Origin of the sequence: Moritella yayanosii, assembly GCF_900465055.1 — a bacterium.
In the GTDB taxonomy this organism is placed as follows: Bacteria; Pseudomonadota; Gammaproteobacteria; order Enterobacterales; family Moritellaceae; genus Moritella; species Moritella yayanosii.
Window position 1 is genome coordinate 2,601,170 of sequence record NZ_LS483250.1, and the last position, 22,472, is coordinate 2,623,641.

The following is a 22,472-nucleotide window of genomic DNA, read 5'->3' on the forward strand; positions in this document are numbered from 1 at the left end:
ATCATTACCTAAAACGTTTACCTGTTTTCCAAAAACTAAAATGCCAGTCAAAGACTGGCATTTTATCGTTCATTAACGCTAATTAAGTTAGCGTAACATCAACTTATTTTACACGGCTAACGTATTCGCCAGTACGTGTATCAACTTTAACTACTTCACCGATTTGGATGAATAGAGGTACACGCACAACCGCACCTGTAGTTAATGTTGCAGGTTTACCACCAGTACCCTGTGTATCACCTTTTAGGCCAGGATCTGTGTCAGTAACTGCAATCTCAACAAAATTAGGCGCAGCAACCGAAATTGGGTTGTCGTTCCACGTCGTAATTGTGCAGATATCTTGCTCAACTAACCATTTAGCGGTGTCGCCAACCGCTTTTTTGTCAGCAGCAACTTGCTCAAAGGTCTCATTATCCATAAAATGGTAGAATTCGCCATCGTTATAAAGATAAGCTAGTTCAAAATCCATTACATCTGCTGCTTCAACTGATTCACCAGACTTAAATGTTTTTTCGATTACTTTACCAGAAAGTAAACGACGAAGTTTTACACGGTTAAAAGCTTGGCCTTTACCTGGTTTAACGTATTCATTTTCGATAATTGAGCAAGGCTCATCATCAAGCATGAATTTTAAACCACCTTTAAAGTCACTGGTTTTGTATGATGCCATGTTATCCTCATGAAAAAATAGAGTTCAATAATGCCGCAAATGATAACCCGAAATGAGCCAAATATGCAGGGAAATTGGAAAAAAGACTTAGCCAATGCCATTTCAGATCCTAGAAAGCTACTTTTCATACTAGAACTTCCCGAGGCAGCTTTCCAAGCAGACTTTGCGGCAAGGCAGTTATTTCCGATGCGCGTACCGCAATCGTTTGTAGACCGCATGGAAAAAGGCAACCCGAAAGACCCGCTATTTCTGCAAGTAATGCCCAAACAGCAGGAGTTTATTCAACAGGCCGGCTTCATTAAAGATCCGCTTGATGAGCATGAATCTGTGGTACCAGGATTACTGCATAAATACACCAATCGAGTATTATTCATTGTTCGTGGCGGTTGCGCGATCAACTGTCGTTATTGTTTCCGCCGTCATTTTCCTTATCAAGACAATAGTAATAACAAACACGAATGGCAACAAGCGATAGACTATATCCGCGCTAAACCCGAGATCATCGAAGTTATTTTTAGTGGCGGTGATCCACTCATGGCCAATGATGAACAACTTGGCTGGTTGGTTGCACAATTAGAACAGATCCCACATCTTAAACGTCTGCGCATACATACCCGGTTACCCGTGGTGATGCCAAGCCGCGTTACCGATGAATTAGTAACACTGCTAAAACAATCAAGCTTGCGTTGCAGTGTGGTATTACACATTAACCACCCCAATGAATTAGCCGCTGAATTACCTACAGCATTAGCGAAATTCACCGCAGCGGGGATCAGTTTATATAACCAAGCGGTATTATTAGCAGACATTAATGACAATGCTGATGATTTGGTGGAATTACACGAGCGCCTGTTTGATAACCGTATTCAGCCCTACTATTTACATCTGCTCGATAAGGTCGAAGGCGCGAGTCATTTTGATGTGCCAGAAGCAAAAGCGGTGAAAATAATGAATGAACTGTTATTACGTTTACCGGGATTTTTAGTACCCAAGTTAGTCCGTGAGATCGGTGGCGAGAAAAGCAAAACGCCAATTGCTATTTAATTAAAGCAGGCAATAAAAAAGGAATGACCACCGGTCATTCCTTTAACTCGCTAAACCTTAGTCTAGTGGCGATTAATGCAGTTTAAGCGTTGGACGTAATACCCGATTTAAACTACCAACCAGCATCATCAGTCCGGTTTTTACATAACCGTGCAGTGCAATTTGATGCATACGGTACAACGAGATATATACTATTCTGGCAATCCGGCCTTCAACCATCATGCTGCCTTTAGTCAGGTTACCCATCAGGCTACCCACAGTACTAAAGCTGCTTAATGATATCAGTGAACCGTGATCATGATACACAAATGGTTTTAGCGTCGAGCCACCCTGCATCAGCGTCATGATATTTTTAAATGCGACTGTCGCCATTTGGTGCGCTGCTTGTGCGCGAGGTGGAACCAATGAACCATCCGCTTGCGTGCAAGATGCCAAATCACCAATCACAAAAATACGGTCATCACGGCTGGCTTGTAAGCTCGCTTTCACCACGACCTGATTAATACGGTTAGTTTCTAAACCCGCAATATCTTTCATAAAATCAGGCGCTTTAATACCCGCAGCCCACACCATTAACGACGCCGGAATCGTGACGCCATCTTTGGTCACCAGACCTTCACGATTCGCTTCCGTGACCATGGTTTCGGTACGCACATCAACACCAATTTTAGTTAACTCACGGTGTGCAGCAGCAGAAATACGTGCCGGTAATGCCGGTAAAATACTCTTACCCGCTTCAACTAACGTCACGTTTAATGATTCTTGGTTTACATTAGTAAAACCATAAGCCGATAATTGCGCTGCAGTATTATGTAATTCAGCAGAAAGTTCAACACCCGTCGCACCGGCACCAACAATGGCAATATTTACTTTGGCATTTTTATCTTTATTCGCACCATGCAACAAGAATGCATTTAATAGCTCTTTGTGGAAACGATGTGCTTGATCTGGACTGTCTAAGAAAATACAGTTTTCTTTAACGCCTTTGGTATTAAAGTCATTACACATACTGCCTATCGCTAATACCAAATAATCATATTGTAAGGTACGTTCGGCAATCAGTAATTCATTACAATCATTATATAAAGGGGCAAGGGTGACGGTTTTAGTATCTCGATCTAAACCAGAAAAACGACCTAGCTGAAAATCAAAACCGTGATTCTTTGCATGGGCAGCATAACTTAGCGCATCGATACCGGTATCAAGTGAGCCAGTCGCCACTTCATGTAATAACGGTTTCCATAAATGGGTTTTATTACGATCCACCAGCGTAATGCTCGCGGTGCCTTTTTTACCCAATTTACGACCCAGTTGCGTAGCAAGCTCAAGGCCACCCGCACCACCTCCGATCACAAGAATTTTTTTCATCTTAGTACGTCCTCATAGATATATCAGTTAACAACTGTGACGACAGCTTTTAACTGATACAACTAAGCAGAGGTGAGTCTTGCTAAATCATTCCGTTGACCAAGTATTAAAGCATGATTTTCAGGTCTAAATCTAGAAAAATTGAGCTAGATCACATTCAGCATATCCATGATCGAATGTATTGCCATTTAATATAGCTGAAAATGTGATCACCATTATCGTCATATTTAGCCATGGGCTGATAGCTCTTCTAGTCGCCGATATAGCATCTTGAAGTGACTTGGGTGTATAATACCGACCCTTTTATCGATAAGAATACCGGCGCAATGACAAATCAACAACTTCATGAACAGCTAACTGCACAGCTTAAAGGCTTTTACCATCCAGCTATCGAAGCGGATGAGTTTTTAACGTTAATCAGCAAACGTAAACTGGGTAAGTTTAGCGCGATCTTTGCAGCTGACAGTGGCTTTAAAGCAAACTCAAACCGGTTCCTACCTTATATGGAAGAATTAGTTGATGATCAGCAAACATTACCAAAAACAAATGAAGAAGGATTTGACGTAGCCATCGCTGCATTCCTAGGTAAATTACAACAAATGCATAATGTACTTAGTCAGTTCTCTGAACAATTAAAAGAAAAAAAGAATACACCGAGTAATATTGGTGAATAAATGCCTATTTTTAGCATTCGTTACTATTAATCACACCGATTAAATGAAAAGCGACATTAGTCGCTTTTTCTACCTTAGAAACTACAGTAAAATAAGACTTACCCTTCTCCCAAAATAATACTGCTTGACATATATACTGTTTATTTTACAAAAACAGTCTAATCAACTACCTTTCACACCTAAATTTAGAGTAAATACTCTAAATAAAACCCCGTTTTTATATTTTATTAAAAACACATAAACATAACTTATCGCAATATTAACAAACACAACCAAAACATAAAAAACATATTAAAATGACTTAATAACAATGGCTTACATATTTAAACATGACAATTACAAGCCTTTTAACTACTTTAATTAATAATTTCAAACACAAAACTATTAATTAACATTATCAACATTATAAAAACACATTTACTAACTACCTCTAAATGGTTAGATTATTCTTCAGAATTTCAACACCTTACATACAGGTCGTTGTAGTCAATTAACAATTATATTCAGAATTTTAATTTTCTTTGAATAGGTGGGACCCATGAGAATAAATAACGTCGCTTTTGTTGTTCTAACGTTACTTACAGTAAGCCAAGTTAATGCTGCAGGTTTTCAAGTTAATGAGCATTCCGCCTCAGGATTAGGCCGTGCATTTGCTGGTGAAGCAGCAATTGGTGATGACGCCACATCATTAGCACGTAACCCTGCATTAATGGCGACTTTCGATCGTGCGCAATTGTCCGTTGTTGGTACATATGTCGCACCGGATGTGAATATTACTGGCTATGATGATGTTGCTCCTGGAGTTTACAGTACAACAGCCGCTAAAAATAGCGCGCATAATGTAGCACCTGCAGCCGTTGTGCCTGCAATGTATTACATCCAACCAATCAATAACCAATGGGCGTTTGGTTTAGCTATGTACTCTAACTTTGGTACTGGTACTGAATACGCTGATGATTATATTAACAATACTGCGGCAGGTACCACAAATATTGCCACGGCAACATTCAATCCGAATCTTTCTTATCGTATCAATGAGCAATTTAGTATCGGTGTAGGTGTTAGTGCTATTTATAGCTCTGCAGAATTAAAAAGAAGCATGCCTGATCCAAATTCTCCAAATGCTCCCCACATAAATGTAACGGATATGGACGGTGATGGTATTAACTTTAGCTGGAATGTGGGTGCTTTATATGAAGTAAACGACAATCATCGTTTTGGTATTAGCTATAAACACAGCTCCAAGATGGAATTAGAAGGTACTTTCTCAGGTAAGCATGCAACAACTGGAGCCAGTGTTACTGATAATATTGATGGCACCATGGATAATACCCTACCAGCAATTTTAGAGCTTTCAGGCTATCACAAATTAACCAATCAATTTGCAATCTCGTATAGCTGGCAATATACAACTTGGTCTGACTTTGACGATATCGTTGCTCACGATTCAGAAGGGAGGGAAGTACTAAGAAAAAATGAAAATTTCAATAATTCGAATCGTTATTCAGTCGGCACTGAATATTATGCAACTGAAAGCCTAACACTGCGCGCTGGTTACGCATATGACGAGCAAGCTGCTGACTCAACATTAAGTATTCCAGATTCTGCTCGCCAATGGTATACCGCAGGTATGACATATAAAGCAACAAAATCTCTCTCTTTTAATTTAGCAGCTGCTTTCGTTGCAGGCAAGGAAGTGACATTTACCGACGAAGTTCCACCTGAGTCAGGTAAAGACAAAACCTTCACCTCTGAGGGTGACGCTTGGTTATATTCAGCACAGTTAAACTACAGCTTCTAATCTTCCAGATTAAAACTATATTCGAATGCCATTCATCTTATTGGATGGCATATTCATTTATTGTCCTATCTAAACAAAACTAGTTTCCCCTTCAAATAAAAATACATCCAATAAAATAAAAAACCTAAATAAATCATAATAAATCATATAGATAATCCTAAATGTATAACTAATGGTTATAGCGACGTAAAAAAGCGCTATTTTATAGAGTCTTAGCTCTATAAACACGACCGTTACATAGTAAAATTTTACATATTTGCAAACAGGTAAGATGAGTTTTAACAAATGATTTAAAAGCATATGTTAACGTAATAATTAACGTTATATAACAACGTGTTACAAATTAACCATAAATCAACAATATGCATTACGCCATCAATGTTAACAGCCTAAAGTATTAGATAAACCAGTGACAAGTCAAAAATAATATAAAAATATCTTTACGATTTAACACGAAAGAATTAGATTTCACTGCGAGTTTAAAAGGTATTTAAAAAGTTCATTTTATTTGAACTGACATATCACATTCATAATTTCTAATTTTATATGGTGGTTTACATGAGAATTAATAAAGTTGCTCTAGCAGTTACAGCATTACTTGCCGCAAGCCAAGTTCACGCCGCTGGTTTCCAGGTGAGTGAACATTCAGCGTCAGGTCTAGGCCGCGCATTCGCTGGTGAAGCAGCAATCGGCGACAACGCAGCATCACTGGCACGTAACCCTGCGTTAATGGCAACTTTTGATAAAGCCCAACTTTCTGTTGTGGGTTCTTATGTAGATCCAGATATTAGTATTAAAGGTGTTACCGGCGTGCCTACTTATGGTATTTCGGCATCCGATTTAGACGCTAACGACGTGGCTCCAGCACAAGTAGTTCCTGCTATGTACTACATTCAACCGCTTAACAAGACAGTAGCGGTTGGTTTAGCTATCTATTCAAATTACGGTACCGGTACTGAATATAAAGATGATTATGCAGGTGGCTCTGCAGCTGGTACCACACATATCATGAGTGTCAATTTCAACCCGAATGTCTCTTACCGTATCAATGAACAACTGAGCCTAGGAGCGGGTGTTAGCTTTGTCTATGCAACAGCTGAATTAGAACGTAATGCCGGTATAGGTGCCCCAGCAATGCAGATTGCAAAAATGGAAGGTGACGGTTACGGTTTCGGTTGGAATGTTGGCGCATTATATGAAATCAATAAAAATAACCGTTTCGGCATTAGCTACAAATCAGAAGTTAAAACTGAGCTAGAAGGTGATTTCACGGGGTCTACAACGACTACACCTGGTGCTACGGTGGATGGTACTTTGGACTTAAATCTACCTTCAATTCTAGAAGTATCTGGTTACCATAAACTTACCGATAAATTTGCAGTATCATACAGCTGGCAGTACACCACCTGGTCTGATTTTGGTGATATCGTTGCAGAAAGTGCAAGCTGTGATTCAACAGCTATCGGGGGCATTCCTGGTGTTTGTTTAGAGAAAAAAGAAGATTACAGTAACTCAAGCCGTTATTCTGTTGGTGGTGAATACTACCTTTCTGAAGCTGTCACACTACGTGCTGGTTATGCATTTGATGAACAAGGCGGTAAAGCCACAATGAGTATCCCAGATACCGATCGTCAATGGTATACTGCAGGTCTAACTTATAAAGCAACTCCAGCACTATCATTTGATTTTGCAGCAGCTTTAGTTGCTGGTAAAGAAATTACATTTGAAGAATCGCTACCTGCTGCCGGTGGTGCATCAGCAACATTAACTTCAAGTGGCGATGCGTACATCTACTCAGCACAAATGAACTACAGCTTCTAATCCAAGCTTAATTCATCTCTGCATACTAAAAGACAGCTTCGGCTGTCTTTTTTGTTTTCTGATCAAAATCAATAAAGATCCTGTTTAAGGATCTTTCTCACATCTAGCCATTGCAATTAATTAGACGGTCGGTCTATAATCTGCATTATGGAAAATATGACAAATAATCAGCCTAAACCTCGCCGAGGTCGGCCACCAAAAGTAGCCCGTGAAAACACGGATACCCGTGCCCTGCTCATTCGCAGTGGCGTGGAAGTATTAACGGAAAGTGGCTTTGCGGCTGCTGGTATCGATGGCATCTTAAAAAAAGTCGGGGTACCGAAAGGATCTTTTTACCATTACTTTAAAAGTAAAGAAGATTTCGGTCAGGCGGTTATTGCTCACTACGCCAGTTACTTTGCTGCCAAGCTAGATAAATACTTGCTTGATGAGTCTATCGCGCCATTGCAACGTATTGTTAAGTTCGCCGATGGCGCCAAACGAGGCATCGTTAAATTTGAGTTTAAACGCGGCTGTCTGGTCGGTAATTTAGGCCAAGAAGTGGCTATTTTACCCGACAGTTATCGCCTCATTCTGCAAAACATCTTTGCAGTGTGGCAGACCAAGATGCAAGCGTGTTTAGAGACTGCCCAGCAACAAGGTGATATCAAGAAAAATATCAACTGTGCACAGCAAGCAGAATACTTTTGGATCGGTTGGGAAGGCGCAGTGATGCGGGCGCGACTTGTACAGTCAGTGCAACCGTTAGATTTATATATCGCGACCTTTATTGCCAGTATCGCCACCAGCTAAATACGGCATATATTAGTCATAATTAGGCTATTTATAACGGACGGTTATAACAAACAGTTATGACTAACATTCATTATAAATAGCTATTACCTATTTCTTATTAAAAATTTTTTACACTTTAATAGACGACCAGTCTATATTCGGAGATAACCTATGTCACAAGCCACGTTTAAAGGCATTTTAATCGAAAAAAATGACGACCAATACACAGCGTCAGTACAATCAATTGATGAATCAAAACTACCAGCAGGTGATGTAAGCATTGATGTTGCTTACAGCACACTAAACTTTAAAGACGGCTTAGCGATCACAGGTAAAGGCCCTGTCGTGCGCAGCTTCCCTATGGTACCGGGTATCGACTTAGTGGGTACTGTGACTCAAAGTGATAGCGACAAATTTCAAGCTGGCGATCAAGTATTATTAAATGGTTTTGGTGTCGGTGAAAAGCATTGGGGCGGCCTTGCCGAAAAAGCCCGTCTCAATAGCGATTGGTTAATCAAACTGCCAGCTGGCTTGTCAGCAAAACAAGCAATGGCAATCGGTACTGCGGGTTATACGGCGATGTTATCGGTGATTGCCTTAGAGCGTCATGGTATCACCCCAAACAAAGGCGATGTACTGGTAACCGGAGCTAACGGTGGTGTGGGTAGTTTTGCCATTACGTTATTAGCCAAACTAGGCTATCGCGTGATTGCATCTACAGGTCGTCCAGAAGAAGCGGATTACTTAACAGCATTAGGCGCAGCAGAGATCATCGATCGTAATACATTGTCTGAACCGGGTCGTCCAATGGTGAAAGAGCGTTGGGCAGCGGCGATAGACTCTGTTGGTAGTCACACACTAACCAATGTATGCGCGGGTCTAAAATACGGTGGTGTAGTCACTGCCTGTGGCCTCGCACAAGGCATGGATTTTCCAGCTAGCGTAGCGCCATTTATTTTACGTGGCATTACCTTAGCGGGTATCGACAGTGTAATGCGTCCTCTGGCAGACAGAGAAGAAGCCTGGGCACGTTTAGCTGAAATCCTAACAGATGATGACTTTACCTCTATCGGCACTGAGATCAGCTTAGATGAAGCCGTAGCAGCTGCACATGATCTGATGGCGGGAAAAGTACGCGGTCGTGTACTGGTGAATATGAACAAATAATCCGTTCACCGCATGATCTGCATTTATAAAAAAAGCCTTAATCACGATATACATATCAGATTAAGGCTTTTTCATTTCTGAGGCTTAGCGGTTAACCACTAAAGACAGAGATATAATCGCAAATTTGCGAATTACATCATGCCGCCCATGCCACCCATACCGCCCATATCAGGCATAGCTGATGAGCCGCCTTCTGTAGGTGCATCAGTGATCATCGCTTCAGTGGTGATCATAAGACCCGCAACAGATGCAGCAAACTGTAGTGCTGAACGTGTTACTTTCGTTGGATCTAGGATACCCATCGCAATCATGTCGCCATATTCGCCTGTCGCTGCGTTGTAACCGTAGCTACCTTCACCGGCACGCACGTTGTTTGCAACAACAGATGCTTCGTCACCTGAGTTTTCAACGATTTGACGTAGTGGTGCTTCCATTGCTTTTAACGCAACTTTAATACCCACAGTTTGATCTTGGTTTGCGCCTTCAAGATCTTGAATTGCAGCAGCAGCACGAACAAGTGCAACACCACCACCAGCAACAACGCCTTCTTCAACAGCAGCACGTGTAGCGTGCAGTGCATCTTCAACGCGCGCTTTTTTCTCTTTCATTTCCATTTCAGTTGCTGCGCCAACTTTAATTACCGCAACACCACCAGAAAGTTTAGCCACACGTTCTTGTAGTTTTTCTTTATCGTAATCAGAAGATGTATCTTCGATTTGCTTACGGATCTGTGTGACACGACCTTTGATCGTCATTTCGTCACCGATACCGTCAATAATCGTTGTTTCATCTTTGGTGATGATGATACGTTTAGCTTGGCCTAGTTCAGCAACTGTGGCTTTTTCTAGCTCCATACCAATCTCTTCAGAGATAACTGTACCAGCGGTAAGTACTGCGATATCTTGTAACATCGCTTTACGACGGTCACCGAAACCAGGTGCCTTAACAGCAGCAACTTTAACGATACCACGCATGTTATTCACTACTAATGTCGCCAGTGCTTCGCCTTCAAGGTCTTCAGCAATGATCAGTAGTGGTTTAGATGCTTTTGCTACACCTTCAAGTACCGGCAGTAGTTCACGGATGTTAGATATTTTTTTATCTACTAATAAGATATATGGTGATTCTAATTCAACACTACCCGTTTCTTGGTTGGTGATGAAGTAAGGAGATAGGTAACCACGGTCGAACTGCATACCTTCAACAACGTCTAGTTCGTCGTCTAGTGCTTGGCCGTCTTCAACCGTAATCACACCTTCTTTACCAACACGTTCCATTGCTTCTGCAATGATCTTACCAACGCTTGGATCAGTATTTGCAGAAATAGTACCTACTTGCTCAATCGCTTTAGTATCTGAACAAGGTATAGATAATTCTTTTAGTGCTAAAACTGCTGCTTTCACTGCTTGGTCAATACCGCGTTTTAGATCCATTGGGTTCATGCCCGCAGCAACCGCTTTTAGACCTTCGTTCACAATTGATTGTGCAAGTACGGTTGCCGTAGTAGTACCGTCACCAGCTGCATCATTTGCTTGTGAAGCAACTTCTTTGAGCATTTGCGCGCCCATGTTTTCGAATTTGTCTGCTAATTGGATTTCTTTTGCTACCGTTACACCATCTTTAGTAATAAGTGGTGCGCCGAAGCTTTTGTCGATAACAACGTTACGACCTTTAGGGCCCAATGTTACTTTAACTGCATTCGCAAGAATATTTACGCCGTTAAGCATCTTGTCACGTGCGTCTAAGCCGAATTTTACATCTCTAGCCATCTTAAATAATCCTTTTAAAATCTGTTAATTTGTTGATTTGTTGATTTAGCGATATAAATAATAACCTGTTGAATTTATTCAACAATAGCTAAAATATCAGCTTCACTCATGATTAAAACTTCTTTGCCTTCTAGCTTTTCAGTTTTAACGCTATAACCTTCACTAAAAATAACCGTATCGCCAACGTTAACAGCCAGTGGGCGTATTTCACCGCTATCTAATAAACGACCGTTACCAACAGCAATAACTTCACCGCGGGTAGATAGTTCAGCTGATGCACCAGTAAGTACGATACCGCCTGCAGATTTAGTTTCTTGCTCGTGGCGACGAACGATCACGCGATCGTGTAGTGGACGAATTGTCATTTTAAAATCTCCTAAAGAATACATGTTGTGAATATCAGGGGTCGATTATTTACCGATACCATGACTACGAAGTAATATATCGGGGCAACTCATTCCAACTCAAGGGGCAAGTGAAAAATAGTTAATAAATTTACGTCTAGTGAGCAGTTTTACAGATGTTTCGATCCAGTATTCAACTTGTATCTATTACATAGAAGTGTAAATGTCGGGTAAAAGTACAGTTCAAGGCTGTTGGTTGACGCAGAAAAGGGTAAAATAGCCCAATAAAATTTAAAGCACAACACGCAATTTTAGGTAATCGTATTGAAAGATAAACACGGCCTGCTCTCCGCTCCCGTCTCTCAGGTAATGACAACAATGGCAGTGCCAATGGGCTACGGTTTATTAGCCGTGCTCGGCTTTAGCTTAGTCGATACTTACTTTGTCAGCTTACTGGGTACGCAGGCACTAGCCGCGATCAGTTTTACTTTTCCGGTGACCTTTTTTGTCACGGCATTGGCCATGGGCTTAGGTACCGGTTTATCAGCTTGTTTAGCGCGTTTATTGGGGCAAGGCCAGCATCAAGATGCGGCGCGGTTAACGTCTGACGGATTATTGTTAGCACTGACTACGGTGTTAGTCGTTGCGATTATCGGCATTAATAACATACAGCCACTATTTAGACTATTGGGTGCGACGGATACCTTGATGGTCTACATCGAAGATTATATGTTCTATTGGTATATTGCGATCCCCTTTTTAGTCATCCCTATGGTCGGCAACGCGGCTATCCGCGCCACCGGTGATACCAAAACCCCAAGCAGAGTAATGATCATTGCCGGCTTTATGAATGGCCTACTCGACCCGTTATTAATTTTTGGCATCGGTCCTTTCCCTGAGTTAGGGGTCAAAGGCGCGGCGATTGCGTCAGGGTTATCCTGGTTAATTACCTTTGCAGTGGCGCTATATTTATTACGTTATCGTCAACAGTTATTGTTATTAACGAAACCAAACCTGGCTAATATGCTTAAAAATTGGCGTAAGATTGCGGCGATCGGGTTGCCCGCGTCTTTAACCAATATGCTTAGCCCCGTCAACAATGCGTTTGTGATGTGGCAACTGGCCGCGTTTAGCACCACAGCGGTTGCCGCTTATGGTGCGGGTACACGGTTGGAAGCGATTTTATTGGTCGGTATGATCGCGGTTAGCTCGATGCTAGCGCCTTTTATTGCCCAGAATTCAGCCGCCAATAATCCCCAGCGTTGTTTAACCGCCATCAAACTGGCGATCCGTTATTCATTAATATCACAGCTGGCTATTTATCTGGTTATTGCCATCACGGCGCCTTATATCGCCACTTTGTTCAGTGATGATGCCGTGGTGATCGGTCACTTATCCTTATACCTTTATATTATCCCTGCCTCTTTTGCTATGCAGGGCATTATGATGGCGGTCGCGTCTAGCTTAAATGGCTTTAATCGACCAATGTCAGCATTAAGCCTTAGCGTACTGCGCTCTCTGCTAATCATTAGTCTATCTAGTGTTGGCGGTTATTATTATGGTGAAAAAGGTATCTTCTTTGGTATTGCCAGTGCCAATGTTTTAGTCGGTTTATTGGCCCTCTATTACGCCCAGCAATTACAGAACGAGCTGCGTAATAAATTAGGCGATCAATTAGAGAATGAATTACAGCTAAAGTGAACCTTGGCATGAGGCAATGAAAATCCGGCTAAACAGCATACATTTACATCCATTCCCCTGTGTTGATGGATCCACGAGTAAAACACAAATTTACCGCTCGAATATGCACTAATACGCCATCAAATTTGCTGTTTCTTAGGCTCAATAAAAATATATTTAGCACTGTTCAACTTTTGTTACAAAAGGTGATCTAAGCCCGTTTTATTAACAAAAATACAACGTATTATCGGCACATAAATTTCGTTCTTCTTCCTACGTTTTGATCACATAGCAGAGTGTACTAATGACTGTATTAGCAACCGATTTTACTCAAGAAACCCGTCTAGAAACTGACTTGTTAGGGGTTAAAAAAATACCAGCACACGCTTATTATGGTATTCACACATTAAGAGCGATGGAAAACTTTCATATCAGTCGTGAGAAGATCGGTGACTGTCCTGAATTTGTACGCGGCATGGTCAAAACCAAGAAAGCGGCCGCACTCGCCAATGGTATTTTAGGCACTATCTCACCACAAATTAGCGACGCGATCGTGAATGCCTGTGACATTTTATTGGCAACTGATAAGTTTTACGCACAATTCCCGGTTGATGCGTTTCAAGGTGGTGCGGGTACATCGGTAAACATGAATACCAATGAAGTATTAGCCAATATCGCACTCGAGCAAATGGGCCATGCCAAGGGCGCTTACAACCACATCAATCCCAATGATCACGTCAATAAAAGTCAAAGCACCAATGATGCCTACCCGACGGGTTTCCGCGTTGCTTTGTTCGAACGCTCTAACGCAGTATTAGTGGCGCTAACCGCATTAAGCCAAACCTTCTTAACCAAAGCCGAAGAATTTAATGACGTATTAAAAATGGGCCGTACCCAGTTACAAGACGCGGTACCGATGACATTAGGTCAAGAATTTCGTGCTTTTGGCATTACCCTTAAAGAAGAAATAAAAAGCATCAAACGTTGCCAAGAATTACTGCTTGAAATCAACTTAGGCGCGACTGCCATTGGTACTGGTTTAAATACCCCGGTAGGTTATTCAGAACTGGCGATTGCAAAATTAGCTGAGATCACTGGTCATCCCTTTGTACCTGCAGAAGACTTAGTGGAAGCGACATCTGACTGTGGCGCATACGTCATGCTATCAAGTGCATTAAAACGTTTCGCGGTGAAGTTATCGAAGATCTGTAACGATCTACGTTTACTGTCTTCTGGTCCCCGCACCGGTTTAAATGAAATAAACCTACCCGAAATGCAGGCCGGTTCATCAATCATGCCAGCAAAAGTAAACCCGGTCATTCCAGAAGTAGTTAACCAAGTGGCGTTTAAAGTATGCGGTAACGACTTAACCATCACCATGGCGGCTGAAGCCGGTCAATTACAGTTAAACGTCATGGAACCGGTGATTGCTCAGTGTCTGTTTGAATCATTAACCTTATTAGAAAATGCCTGTTTCGCACTGCAAAATAAGTGCATTAAAGGCATTACAGCTAACCGTAAGGTATGCCAAGATTACGTCTTAAATTCAATCGGTATCATCACTTACTTAAACCCACTTATTGGTCATCATGAAGGCGATATTATCGGTAAAATATGTGCTAAAACAGGTAAGAGCGTACGTGAAGTAGTACTAGAGCGTGGGTTATTGTCCGAAACTGAATTAGATGACATATTCTCTATCGAAAACTTGATGAATCCAAAATACACCGCGCAACGTTTCGCTAAAGCGGTTTAATTAAAGTGAGCTAAGTTAACGACCTAAATAAACCGTTTAACTATAAAATCCCCGTTACTATTACTGCCAACGACAGTAACAGTAACGGGGATTTTTTATGCCTTAAACAACGTACTACTGCTGTTTATCACAACACTGCTACAGCCGTCACTTCAAAGGCTCTTTTACGACTCATTAATACGAAGATGGCGGGTACAAAGTAAAACGATAACATGGTGGTTAATACCGTGCCACCGGCGATCGCAATCGCAAACGGTGGCCAGAAACCACCACCCGCTAAGATAAGCGGCAAGAAACCACCCACGGTGGTGATCGTCGTAGAGGTAATATGGCGGGTACAACTGGTGATGGCCCTAATAATCGCCTCGCTATCACCGGCGACGGCTTTCGGATCTGATTTTAATTCCGCCAAAATAACAATCGCGGCATTAATTGCTAACCCCATTAAGCCAAGTAGACCAATGATCACAGTAAAACCAAACGGGTAATTAAACACGTAAATACTGAGTAGCCCCAACCCCACCGATTGGATAGCGGATAATACAATCACCCCACCTAAACGGAACGAGTTAAATGACAGCACCACAATAATAATCAGCAACATCATGATCACACCAACACTGGCTAACAAATTACCGACCGCATCATTACGTTTGGCTGACTCGCCACCAAACTCCATCCGGTAACCCGGCGGCAATACAAAGTTGTCACTGGCTAATCGCGCCGAAAACTCATTCAGCACCGTTGAGGGTAATACCCCAGCGACTAAGTAACCTTCCACAGTATTAACCCGTACACCATTCCAATGTGGGATCGCACCACGACTCGGCGTTAATGCTAATGTCGTTAATGCCATCAGCGGAATACTGCGTTGCGATAGTGGCGAGCTCAGACTCATATTGGCTAAGTCAGATAAGCTACGACGTTGCTCATTGGCAATCTGTACCCGTACTGGTATAGATTCAGTGGCTTCGATAATCGAGCCGTTAACGGTACCATGTAATGTTGATTGTAACTGTGTCGCTACATCGGTCAGGGTTAACCCAGCTAATTGACTGACATCTTCATTAATTTTCAACCATATTTTCGGTAACCCAGGTTGGATAGTCGCGCGGGTATGGATCACGTTCTTGGTACTGATTAAGATCCGTCTGGCTTCATCTCCCAAGGTTTTTAAAGTATCTAAATTAGGCCCAAACAGGCGTAATTCGATTGGCGCTCGAAACGGAGGACCTTGCTCAAGCTTTCGCACCAGTATCTGCGCTGCAGGGATCGCATCATCCAGCAATATTTGTAATGACGGTACTAATTCATTCACCCGCTGGAAGCTGTCACCGGTGACCATCGCTTGGGCATAATACTGGGCACCGTCTTTATCAGGCATTAAATTATAATAGAAAGACGGGGCATTATTACCAATAAACCAGCGTACCTTGCGGATCCCTTGTTGCTGGGCTAACAAGTCACTGATGGTTTTGGTCATGGCTTCAGTGGCAATAATACTGGTTTGCACTGGCATAAATAATTCGATATGAAACATGTCACGATCCGACGCCGGAAAGAACTGTTCATCCAGATGTTTAGCCAAGATAAAGCCACTCAAAGGTAAGATAAACACTAACCCTATGCTGAGTTTAGGTCTGGCTAATACCCATACCAGAGATTGACGGAAAGCGGCCGCTAAGCTAACTAATTCAATACCGTTATTATACCACGTCGTTGTCCGTGCCGAGCCGTCTGACGAACGACCAACCAGAAAACGCCCCGATAAACCGGCAACGATAGTATGTGACACTAAATACGACCCGATTAAAGCAAAGATAACACTTAACGCAATGCCACTGACAAATTCACCCGATGGTCCAGGCATCATCACAATCGGCATAAACGCCAATATCGTGGTTAACGTTGAGCCTAATAACGGTAACCATAAATGCTTAATCGCACCTTGCACGGCAGCACTGGCGTTGAAGCCCTGTTGGAAACGTTTCTGAATGGTATCTGCCATCACAATCGCGTTATCCACCATAATACCCAGCGCCACAACCAAACCCGTTACCGACATTTGATGGATAGGCAAGCCATAATAATTCATCACAGTCAAGGTAAACAATACCGTTAACGGCAAGGATAAGGTGACGATTAATGCTGCGCGCCAGCCTAACGTCACAAGCAGCACCAGGGCGATTATCGAAAAACCAATCAGGATGTTTTCCACCAAACCTTGCAACCTGTCTTCGGTGTATTGGGATTGATCAAACAACACTTCTGTGGTTAATGAGGACGGTAATTGCAAATTAAACGCGGCAACCTTGGCATCAACCTCGGCACTCCATTTATCAATACGTAAATTAGGCAACATACGGGTTGATACCACCACCGCATATTGACCATCCACAATCGCGATCTCTTGTGCAGGCCATTGTAAATTTTTACTGATCTGAGCAATATCACCTAACCGAACCACACCACCTTTACTGTCATTAAGTAACGGGATCTGGCGGATCCGTGCAACAGAATCAAACGATCCCGCGACTTCAATCTGCATTTGGTTATAATCATTAATGATATTACCGGCAGAGACTTTCGCATCAGCCGCTAAAATAATGTTGGAAATAGCTTGTGTCGATAACGACAAATTCGCCGCTAAATGTTTATCTATTTCCACCAATATTTGTTCTTTACCGCGGCCAAACAAACTGACGATGTCAGTACCTGAAACCACCTTTAACTGATTTTGTAATTCTTTACCGTAACGGCCTAATGTAGTTAAATCAACCGCACTGTCACCCTGCCATTTAACGGCGATCAATTGCGTGTAGGCATAACCACGATCATCTTCTAATCGTGGCGCGACAGCCGCTGGCGGTAACTCACTGGCAACGTCATTAAGCAGATCTCGCACCCGCGACCAAATCGGCACAGGATCCGTAATGGTATCGTGTAATTTCAACTGCACAATGGATATGCCAGGTCGAGAGGTCGAGGTAATACGATTAATATCCGCCAGTTTTCGTAATTTTTGCTCTATTTTCTCTGTCACTAAGGCTTCGACACGTTCAGCACTGGCTCCCGGAAGTAAAGTCAGCACACTGGCAATTCGATTGGTGATCCGAGGATCTTCGGTGCGCGGTAGCGTTGATAACGAACCCAGCCCTGCCACAATGAGTAAAATAATCAGCAGTGCCATCAGGCGATTATTTTCAGTAAACGCCTTGATCATATCTTGTGCTCCGAGGTTTTTTCAGCCAACGTTTGCTGCGCAAAAGCTTGCTGATGGCGAACCGTAACCCGCTGTCCTGGTACAAAACGGTGGATCCCGACATTAACATAAGCTTGGTTATCTTTCAGATCACCTTGCACATACGCTGCCGTTTCAGTGACATGTAATACCGTTACTGTGGTGCTTTTCAACTGAAATAGTGTCGGTGTCGCCGCAGAATGATCATCACGATCTTGCAGCCTGACATCCTGCTCTAAGGTATAAATATTCCACATACCACGCACACCATCCGTAATGGCGCTTAATGGCACCCAATAACCCGGTTGCTGATATACTTGAGACAAAGCAAGGTAAGCCAATTGGCCATTATAAACCGGACTGTTATCGGCTAATGCAAAACGCAGACTAATTGTTCGGGTTACCGTATCAACTTCATTGCCGACACTTAATAGACTTGCAGCGTAGTTAATACCGGCGATCTCGAGTTGATGATCCTTGCCTTGCAGTTGGGTGATGAAACTCGCCGGTACACCAATTATCACTTCCGATGCACCGGTTTGTAACAACCTAAATGCCGTAGAGCCGGCAGCAATTACTTCACCTTGGGCTATCTGTCGACGACTGACAATGCCATCAAAAGGGGCTAATAATTTCGACTTATCAATTCGATACTGACTTGCTTCGAGTGCGGATAAGATACTACGGATATTGGCTGTAATAACACGTTTTTGCGACGACAGCTCATCAATATTCTGTTCTGAGGTAAAGCCTCGCTTACTCAGCGAGTTTAATCGCGATAGATTGGCTTCGATCAAATCAAATTCCGCTTCCGCTTGCTGCAGTTGTGCTTCTAGCTGGTTACGTTCGATTAATAACAGTTGCGTATTGAGCTCTGCCAGCAATTGACCTTTCACCACTTGCTGCCCTTCAATCGCATGCAGAGTTTTAATGATACCTGCAAATTCAAAACCTAAATTTGCATCTTGCTTAGCAATTACCTTACCGACAAATTTATTGTCGACTTGGTAACTGTCTTGCTGAGTCAAATACTCACTACTGGCTTGTAAATACTGTGATACAACCTGCGTTTCATCAGCAACAAACTCACTACACGCTTGCAGTGTGAACGGTATTAGCAATATACTTATCCATGGTGCTGTTTTTGTATTCAGCAAAGACAGATAACTCTTTCTAAACATAATCAATATCCTTTTTTTACGCTCTATGCAACGCCACACTTTTGTTTCAGTCTTTTCTAAACTAGACTGACAAGTCCAGTCACAAAGATAGCAAAACCAAACTAGACCGTACAGTCCATTTTTATAATTATTAACGCATTTGCAACATCTGTAACATTTATAATGGCATGCACATTCAAATTATTAGCGGTATGAATAGATGAATAAACCTAGAACAAAGAGTGAATTAAAGCGAAATAAAATACTTGATGCAGCAACAGTGCAATTTACCCAGCATGGCTATGCAGCCACCAGCATGGCTCTCATCGCTAAATTAGCCGGGGTATCAAAACAAACTGTGTATAGTCATTTTGGCAACAAAGACGAATTATTTATTACTGCTATCAGCTACAAATGCGAATTATTGGGCGTAAGAGAATTATTACCCGAGAATCTAGGTCCGGTTGAACCGACGTTAACGTTATTTGCACAAGACTTTTTCGCCATGATCACTTCAGCTGATTCCATGGCGGTACACCGAACTTGTGCTGCAGAGAGCCTTGCCCATCCGCATTTATCACGGTTATTTTTTGAAGCTGGACCGCTGTTTGTGATCGACAAATTAACCAATTGTTTAGCTGAGTATCATCGCCGTGGCGAACTCGATATTGAAGATTGTCGCCACGCGGCCATACAATTACTGGCGATCATTAAAGGTGAGCAGTGGACCCGGTTAGAATTTAATATTGAAGAGTCGGTATCAGAGCTGGAGATTAAGCACTACTTACAAAGTTCTGTGCGTCTATTTGTACGAGGATATCAGCGTTTAAGTTAAGCCATCAGGGTTATACTGATATTGCCGATAGATATCGATAAGCATAACCCTGTTTATTACTTTGCAACCTCGCTATTCGGCAGTATCAAGCGTCGCGCTAAACCAATCCAGTTTGCTGGCTAACTGCGTCACTTTACCAATAATAATCAGTGACGGACTTTCAGCTTGCGCAGCCAGAGCACCCAGATCTTTTAACGATCCTTGTAATGTACGCTGCTGTTTGCTAGTGCCTTTTTCTATAATCGCCACCGGCATAGCGGCATCCATACCGTGTTCGATAAGGTTACTCGCAATGCCACTACTCTGGGTCAAACCCATGTAAAACACCAAGGTATGCGTGGCTTTACCAAGTAACGGCCAATCTAGCTGATGCGCATCATTTTTTAAATGTCCGGTAATAAATTGCACACCTTGGGTATAATCTCGGTGTGTCAGTGGGATCCCAGCGTATGCCGCACAGCCTGATGCTGCGGTAATACCCGGTACCACTTCAAACGGTATGTTAAACGGTAATAAGGCTTCGAGTTCTTCACCACCACGGCCAAAGATAAACGGATCACCACCTTTAAGGCGGATCACTTGCTTGCCTTGCAATGACAGCTCCACCAGCAGTTGGTTTATACCGCTTTGTGGTACACAGTGATATCCCGCTTGCTTGCCCACAAAAAAGCATTCAGCTTGTGGGTTGATCAAAGCGATGATCTCTGCTGATACTAAACGGTCATGCACAACCACTTCAGCATGTTGCAGTAAACGTAACGCTTTTACCGTTAATAGATCCGGATCACCTGGGCCAGAACCGACCAAAATAACCGTCCCTGCATTGCGAACAGTATGTTGTTCACCTTCTGTTATTGGTAACCCTTGTTCTGTCATTCTATATCCTTAGCTACTGCGTTAGCGTTCTCGTGACTCACTACGATTCACAGTAACTTAATCATCACTGTATGTCTTTATCTTCCTAATATACCCAAGCTGTACTAGGCTTACCAGTAGCAGAGTAGTATAAGTTATACCAAGCGCAGCACGATCAAAAAAGGCGCGATCTTTCGACCACACCTTTGGCTACTTATTTGAGCATCAATGATTAATTAAGCTTATTGTCATCTCGGTTTACTTCGACAAAATCGCCTTCGATAACATCATCATTTTTAGCCTTGTTATCTGACCCTGGCTGTTGTTGAAATGGTGACGACTGGCTTGATGACTGTGTAGACGAGTACTGGAAACCCTGTGCATTACCAGTAAACATCGCTTGTGGAATAATACGATCTTTGTACTGGGCGATAATCGCTTTAGCTAAGCGGCCACGAATTTGCGGGGTTAATACTAACAAACCTAACGCATCAGTCACAAAACCTGGTGTAACCAGTAACACACCACATACCAGCAGCATAATAGCTTCAACAATTTCTTGTCCCGGCGCTTCACCCGCCGCTAAACGCGCTTGTAACTTTTTCACCGTTTGTACACCTTGATTACGAACCAAGTATGAACCGGCAAACGCAGTTAAAATAATAATACCAATAGTCAGCTCAGCACCTAATAACGAACCTATCGACATTAGTACATACACTTCAATTAATGTCATCGCAGTAAACAGAAAAAATAAACGACCTAACACATTAACCTCTCAAAATTTAGTTATAGTAGACAGCCTAACAAGGAATACCCTTATCTCTCGCTTATCTAAACATAGTATCTAGCAAAAATATGTTAAAATAGTACCTAAAAATAGTACCTAAAAATAGTACCTAAAAATTCGCACAAAACGATTATGATATAAAGTAACATAAGGGCATTAGCCGCATTTTCAAGTTATCAGCGAGTAGATAGTCCATAATACTCAGTGACCGACATCCTAACTAAGACAACTAATACAGCATAAAGTTGGAAAAAATGAACCTAAAATCGATCCTATTATTAGCCAGCAGCCTCGCTCTGCAGAGTAGCATACCCGTATTAGCCAATACTAATTTTAACCTATTTGCAAATAAACAACAAAACGCGCCAGCATTCTTGCCTGTCGAAGACGCCTTTGTGTTTTCGCAACTGCAGCAAGGCGACAATCTCAATGTGTTCTGGCAAATTACCGAGGGTTATTATTTATATAAAAATAAGCTGCGAGTCACCATTAATGGTAATGACTACACTATCGACGGCTTGCCTACAGGTAAAGACTATCATGATGAATATTTTGGCGATGTCGAAATATTTCAGTACGAATTGATGCTGTCAGTCCCTGTGGCAAATGTAGCAGCAGCGAGTGAGATCACCATCCATTATCAAGGTTGCGCAGTGGCAGGCTTGTGTTATCCACCCATGACAAAAACATTTATTAGCCAATAATAATATCACCCACAATAAC

18 protein-coding genes are annotated in these 22,472 nt (G+C 42.2%); 10 read left to right on the forward strand and 8 right to left on the reverse strand.

The window, feature by feature from the left end; genetic code table 11:
* Positions 1–103: 103 nt before the first annotated feature.
* The gene (efp, locus tag MORIYA_RS12095; RefSeq protein ID WP_112715505.1) at positions 104–670 is read right to left on the reverse strand and encodes an elongation factor P; all 567 of its coding nucleotides are present in this window, start codon (positions 668–670) and stop codon (positions 104–106) included.
* A 30-nt stretch (positions 671–700) separates the two neighbouring features.
* On the opposite strand from efp, the gene epmB reads away from it, so the two are divergent.
* Complete coding sequence (gene epmB / locus MORIYA_RS12100) at positions 701–1,714, forward strand: EF-P beta-lysylation protein EpmB (protein WP_174216928.1); 1,014 nt, start codon at positions 701–703, stop codon at positions 1,712–1,714.
* A gap of 72 nt (positions 1,715–1,786) precedes the next feature.
* Here the strand turns inward: epmB and MORIYA_RS12105 are convergent, their stop codons facing one another.
* Positions 1,787–3,082: an NAD(P)/FAD-dependent oxidoreductase gene (locus tag MORIYA_RS12105; RefSeq protein WP_112715507.1), complete on the reverse strand. Its 1,296-nt coding sequence runs from the start codon at positions 3,080–3,082 to the stop codon at positions 1,787–1,789.
* Between the two features lie 284 nt (positions 3,083–3,366).
* Here MORIYA_RS12105 and MORIYA_RS12110 point away from each other — a divergent pair, with 284 nt between their 5' ends.
* From MORIYA_RS12110 to acuI, 5 genes are all read left to right on the forward strand, one after another.
* The gene (locus MORIYA_RS12110) at positions 3,367–3,756 is read left to right on the forward strand and encodes a hypothetical protein (protein WP_232011617.1); all 390 of its coding nucleotides are present in this window, start codon (positions 3,367–3,369) and stop codon (positions 3,754–3,756) included.
* 538 nt (positions 3,757–4,294) lie between these two features.
* Complete coding sequence (locus MORIYA_RS12115; RefSeq protein ID WP_112715509.1) at positions 4,295–5,557, forward strand: OmpP1/FadL family transporter; 1,263 nt, start codon at positions 4,295–4,297, stop codon at positions 5,555–5,557.
* 558 nt (positions 5,558–6,115) lie between these two features.
* Positions 6,116–7,378, forward strand: coding sequence for an outer membrane protein transport protein (locus MORIYA_RS12120; protein WP_112715511.1), 1,263 nt, complete (start codon positions 6,116–6,118; stop codon positions 7,376–7,378).
* A 156-nt stretch (positions 7,379–7,534) separates the two neighbouring features.
* A complete protein-coding gene (acuR, locus tag MORIYA_RS12125) occupies positions 7,535–8,170 on the forward strand; it encodes an acrylate utilization transcriptional regulator AcuR (protein WP_112715513.1) in 636 nt (211 codons plus the stop codon).
* 153 nt (positions 8,171–8,323) lie between these two features.
* Positions 8,324–9,319 carry an acrylyl-CoA reductase (NADPH) gene (gene acuI, locus MORIYA_RS12130; RefSeq protein WP_112715515.1) on the forward strand — a complete coding sequence of 332 codons (996 nt, stop codon included), beginning with the start codon at positions 8,324–8,326 and terminating at the stop codon, positions 9,317–9,319.
* 131 nt (positions 9,320–9,450) lie between these two features.
* Here the strand turns inward: acuI and groL are convergent, their stop codons facing one another.
* Both groL and MORIYA_RS12140 read right to left on the reverse strand, forming a co-directional pair.
* Positions 9,451–11,088, reverse strand: a complete 1,638-nt coding sequence (groL, locus tag MORIYA_RS12135) for a chaperonin GroEL (protein WP_112715517.1) — start codon at positions 11,086–11,088, stop codon at positions 9,451–9,453.
* A gap of 74 nt (positions 11,089–11,162) precedes the next feature.
* Positions 11,163–11,453, reverse strand: a complete 291-nt coding sequence (locus tag MORIYA_RS12140) for a co-chaperone GroES (protein ID WP_112715519.1) — start codon at positions 11,451–11,453, stop codon at positions 11,163–11,165.
* 303 nt (positions 11,454–11,756) lie between these two features.
* Here MORIYA_RS12140 and MORIYA_RS12145 point away from each other — a divergent pair, with 303 nt between their 5' ends.
* Entirely contained in the window at positions 11,757–13,133 is a 1,377-nt protein-coding gene (locus MORIYA_RS12145; protein WP_232011618.1) for an MATE family efflux transporter, read from the forward strand.
* Between the two features lie 283 nt (positions 13,134–13,416).
* The gene (gene aspA, locus MORIYA_RS12150) at positions 13,417–14,868 is read left to right on the forward strand and encodes an aspartate ammonia-lyase (protein WP_112715523.1); all 1,452 of its coding nucleotides are present in this window, start codon (positions 13,417–13,419) and stop codon (positions 14,866–14,868) included.
* A gap of 127 nt (positions 14,869–14,995) precedes the next feature.
* Here aspA and MORIYA_RS12155 read toward each other — a convergent pair whose 3' ends face one another.
* Both MORIYA_RS12155 and MORIYA_RS12160 read right to left on the reverse strand, forming a co-directional pair.
* Positions 14,996–18,091: an efflux RND transporter permease subunit gene (locus MORIYA_RS12155; protein WP_112715525.1), complete on the reverse strand. Its 3,096-nt coding sequence runs from the start codon at positions 18,089–18,091 to the stop codon at positions 14,996–14,998.
* The gene (locus MORIYA_RS12160; protein ID WP_112715527.1) at positions 18,088–19,290 is read right to left on the reverse strand and encodes an efflux RND transporter periplasmic adaptor subunit; all 1,203 of its coding nucleotides are present in this window, start codon (positions 19,288–19,290) and stop codon (positions 18,088–18,090) included. The genes MORIYA_RS12155 and MORIYA_RS12160 overlap by 4 nt, the downstream gene beginning before the upstream one ends.
* 199 nt (positions 19,291–19,489) lie before the next feature.
* Here MORIYA_RS12160 and MORIYA_RS12165 point away from each other — a divergent pair, with 199 nt between their 5' ends.
* Entirely contained in the window at positions 19,490–20,104 is a 615-nt protein-coding gene (locus MORIYA_RS12165) for a TetR/AcrR family transcriptional regulator (RefSeq protein WP_112715529.1), read from the forward strand.
* A gap of 72 nt (positions 20,105–20,176) precedes the next feature.
* Here MORIYA_RS12165 and cobA read toward each other — a convergent pair whose 3' ends face one another.
* Both cobA and MORIYA_RS12175 read right to left on the reverse strand, forming a co-directional pair.
* Positions 20,177–20,980, reverse strand: a complete 804-nt coding sequence (gene cobA, locus MORIYA_RS12170) for a uroporphyrinogen-III C-methyltransferase (RefSeq protein ID WP_112715531.1) — start codon at positions 20,978–20,980, stop codon at positions 20,177–20,179.
* Between the two features lie 211 nt (positions 20,981–21,191).
* The gene (locus tag MORIYA_RS12175) at positions 21,192–21,728 is read right to left on the reverse strand and encodes an FxsA family protein (protein WP_112715533.1); all 537 of its coding nucleotides are present in this window, start codon (positions 21,726–21,728) and stop codon (positions 21,192–21,194) included.
* 275 nt (positions 21,729–22,003) lie between these two features.
* On the opposite strand from MORIYA_RS12175, the gene MORIYA_RS12180 reads away from it, so the two are divergent.
* A complete protein-coding gene (locus tag MORIYA_RS12180) occupies positions 22,004–22,453 on the forward strand; it encodes a protein-disulfide reductase DsbD domain-containing protein (protein WP_112715535.1) in 450 nt (149 codons plus the stop codon).
* Positions 22,454–22,472 lie beyond the last annotated feature (19 nt).

Coding starts and splice junctions, on each gene's coding strand:
- aspA (WP_112715523.1), top strand. CDS start 13,417: ATGACTGTATTAGCAACCGATTTTACTCAAGAAACCCGTCTAGAAACT.
- MORIYA_RS12140 (WP_112715519.1), bottom strand. CDS start 11,453: ATGACAATTCGTCCACTACACGATCGCGTGATCGTTCGTCGCCACGAG.
- MORIYA_RS12180 (WP_112715535.1), top strand. CDS start 22,004: ATGAACCTAAAATCGATCCTATTATTAGCCAGCAGCCTCGCTCTGCAG.
- cobA (WP_112715531.1), bottom strand. CDS start 20,980: ATGACAGAACAAGGGTTACCAATAACAGAAGGTGAACAACATACTGTT.
- MORIYA_RS12165 (WP_112715529.1), top strand. CDS start 19,490: ATGAATAAACCTAGAACAAAGAGTGAATTAAAGCGAAATAAAATACTT.
- groL (WP_112715517.1), bottom strand. CDS start 11,088: ATGGCTAGAGATGTAAAATTCGGCTTAGACGCACGTGACAAGATGCTT.
- acuI (WP_112715515.1), top strand. CDS start 8,324: ATGTCACAAGCCACGTTTAAAGGCATTTTAATCGAAAAAAATGACGAC.
- MORIYA_RS12105 (WP_112715507.1), bottom strand. CDS start 3,082: ATGAAAAAAATTCTTGTGATCGGAGGTGGTGCGGGTGGCCTTGAGCTT.
- acuR (WP_112715513.1), top strand. CDS start 7,535: ATGACAAATAATCAGCCTAAACCTCGCCGAGGTCGGCCACCAAAAGTA.
- MORIYA_RS12160 (WP_112715527.1), bottom strand. CDS start 19,290: ATGTTTAGAAAGAGTTATCTGTCTTTGCTGAATACAAAAACAGCACCA.
- epmB (WP_174216928.1), top strand. CDS start 701: ATGCCGCAAATGATAACCCGAAATGAGCCAAATATGCAGGGAAATTGG.
- efp (WP_112715505.1), bottom strand. CDS start 670: ATGGCATCATACAAAACCAGTGACTTTAAAGGTGGTTTAAAATTCATG.
- MORIYA_RS12120 (WP_112715511.1), top strand. CDS start 6,116: ATGAGAATTAATAAAGTTGCTCTAGCAGTTACAGCATTACTTGCCGCA.
- MORIYA_RS12155 (WP_112715525.1), bottom strand. CDS start 18,091: ATGATCAAGGCGTTTACTGAAAATAATCGCCTGATGGCACTGCTGATT.
- MORIYA_RS12115 (WP_112715509.1), top strand. CDS start 4,295: ATGAGAATAAATAACGTCGCTTTTGTTGTTCTAACGTTACTTACAGTA.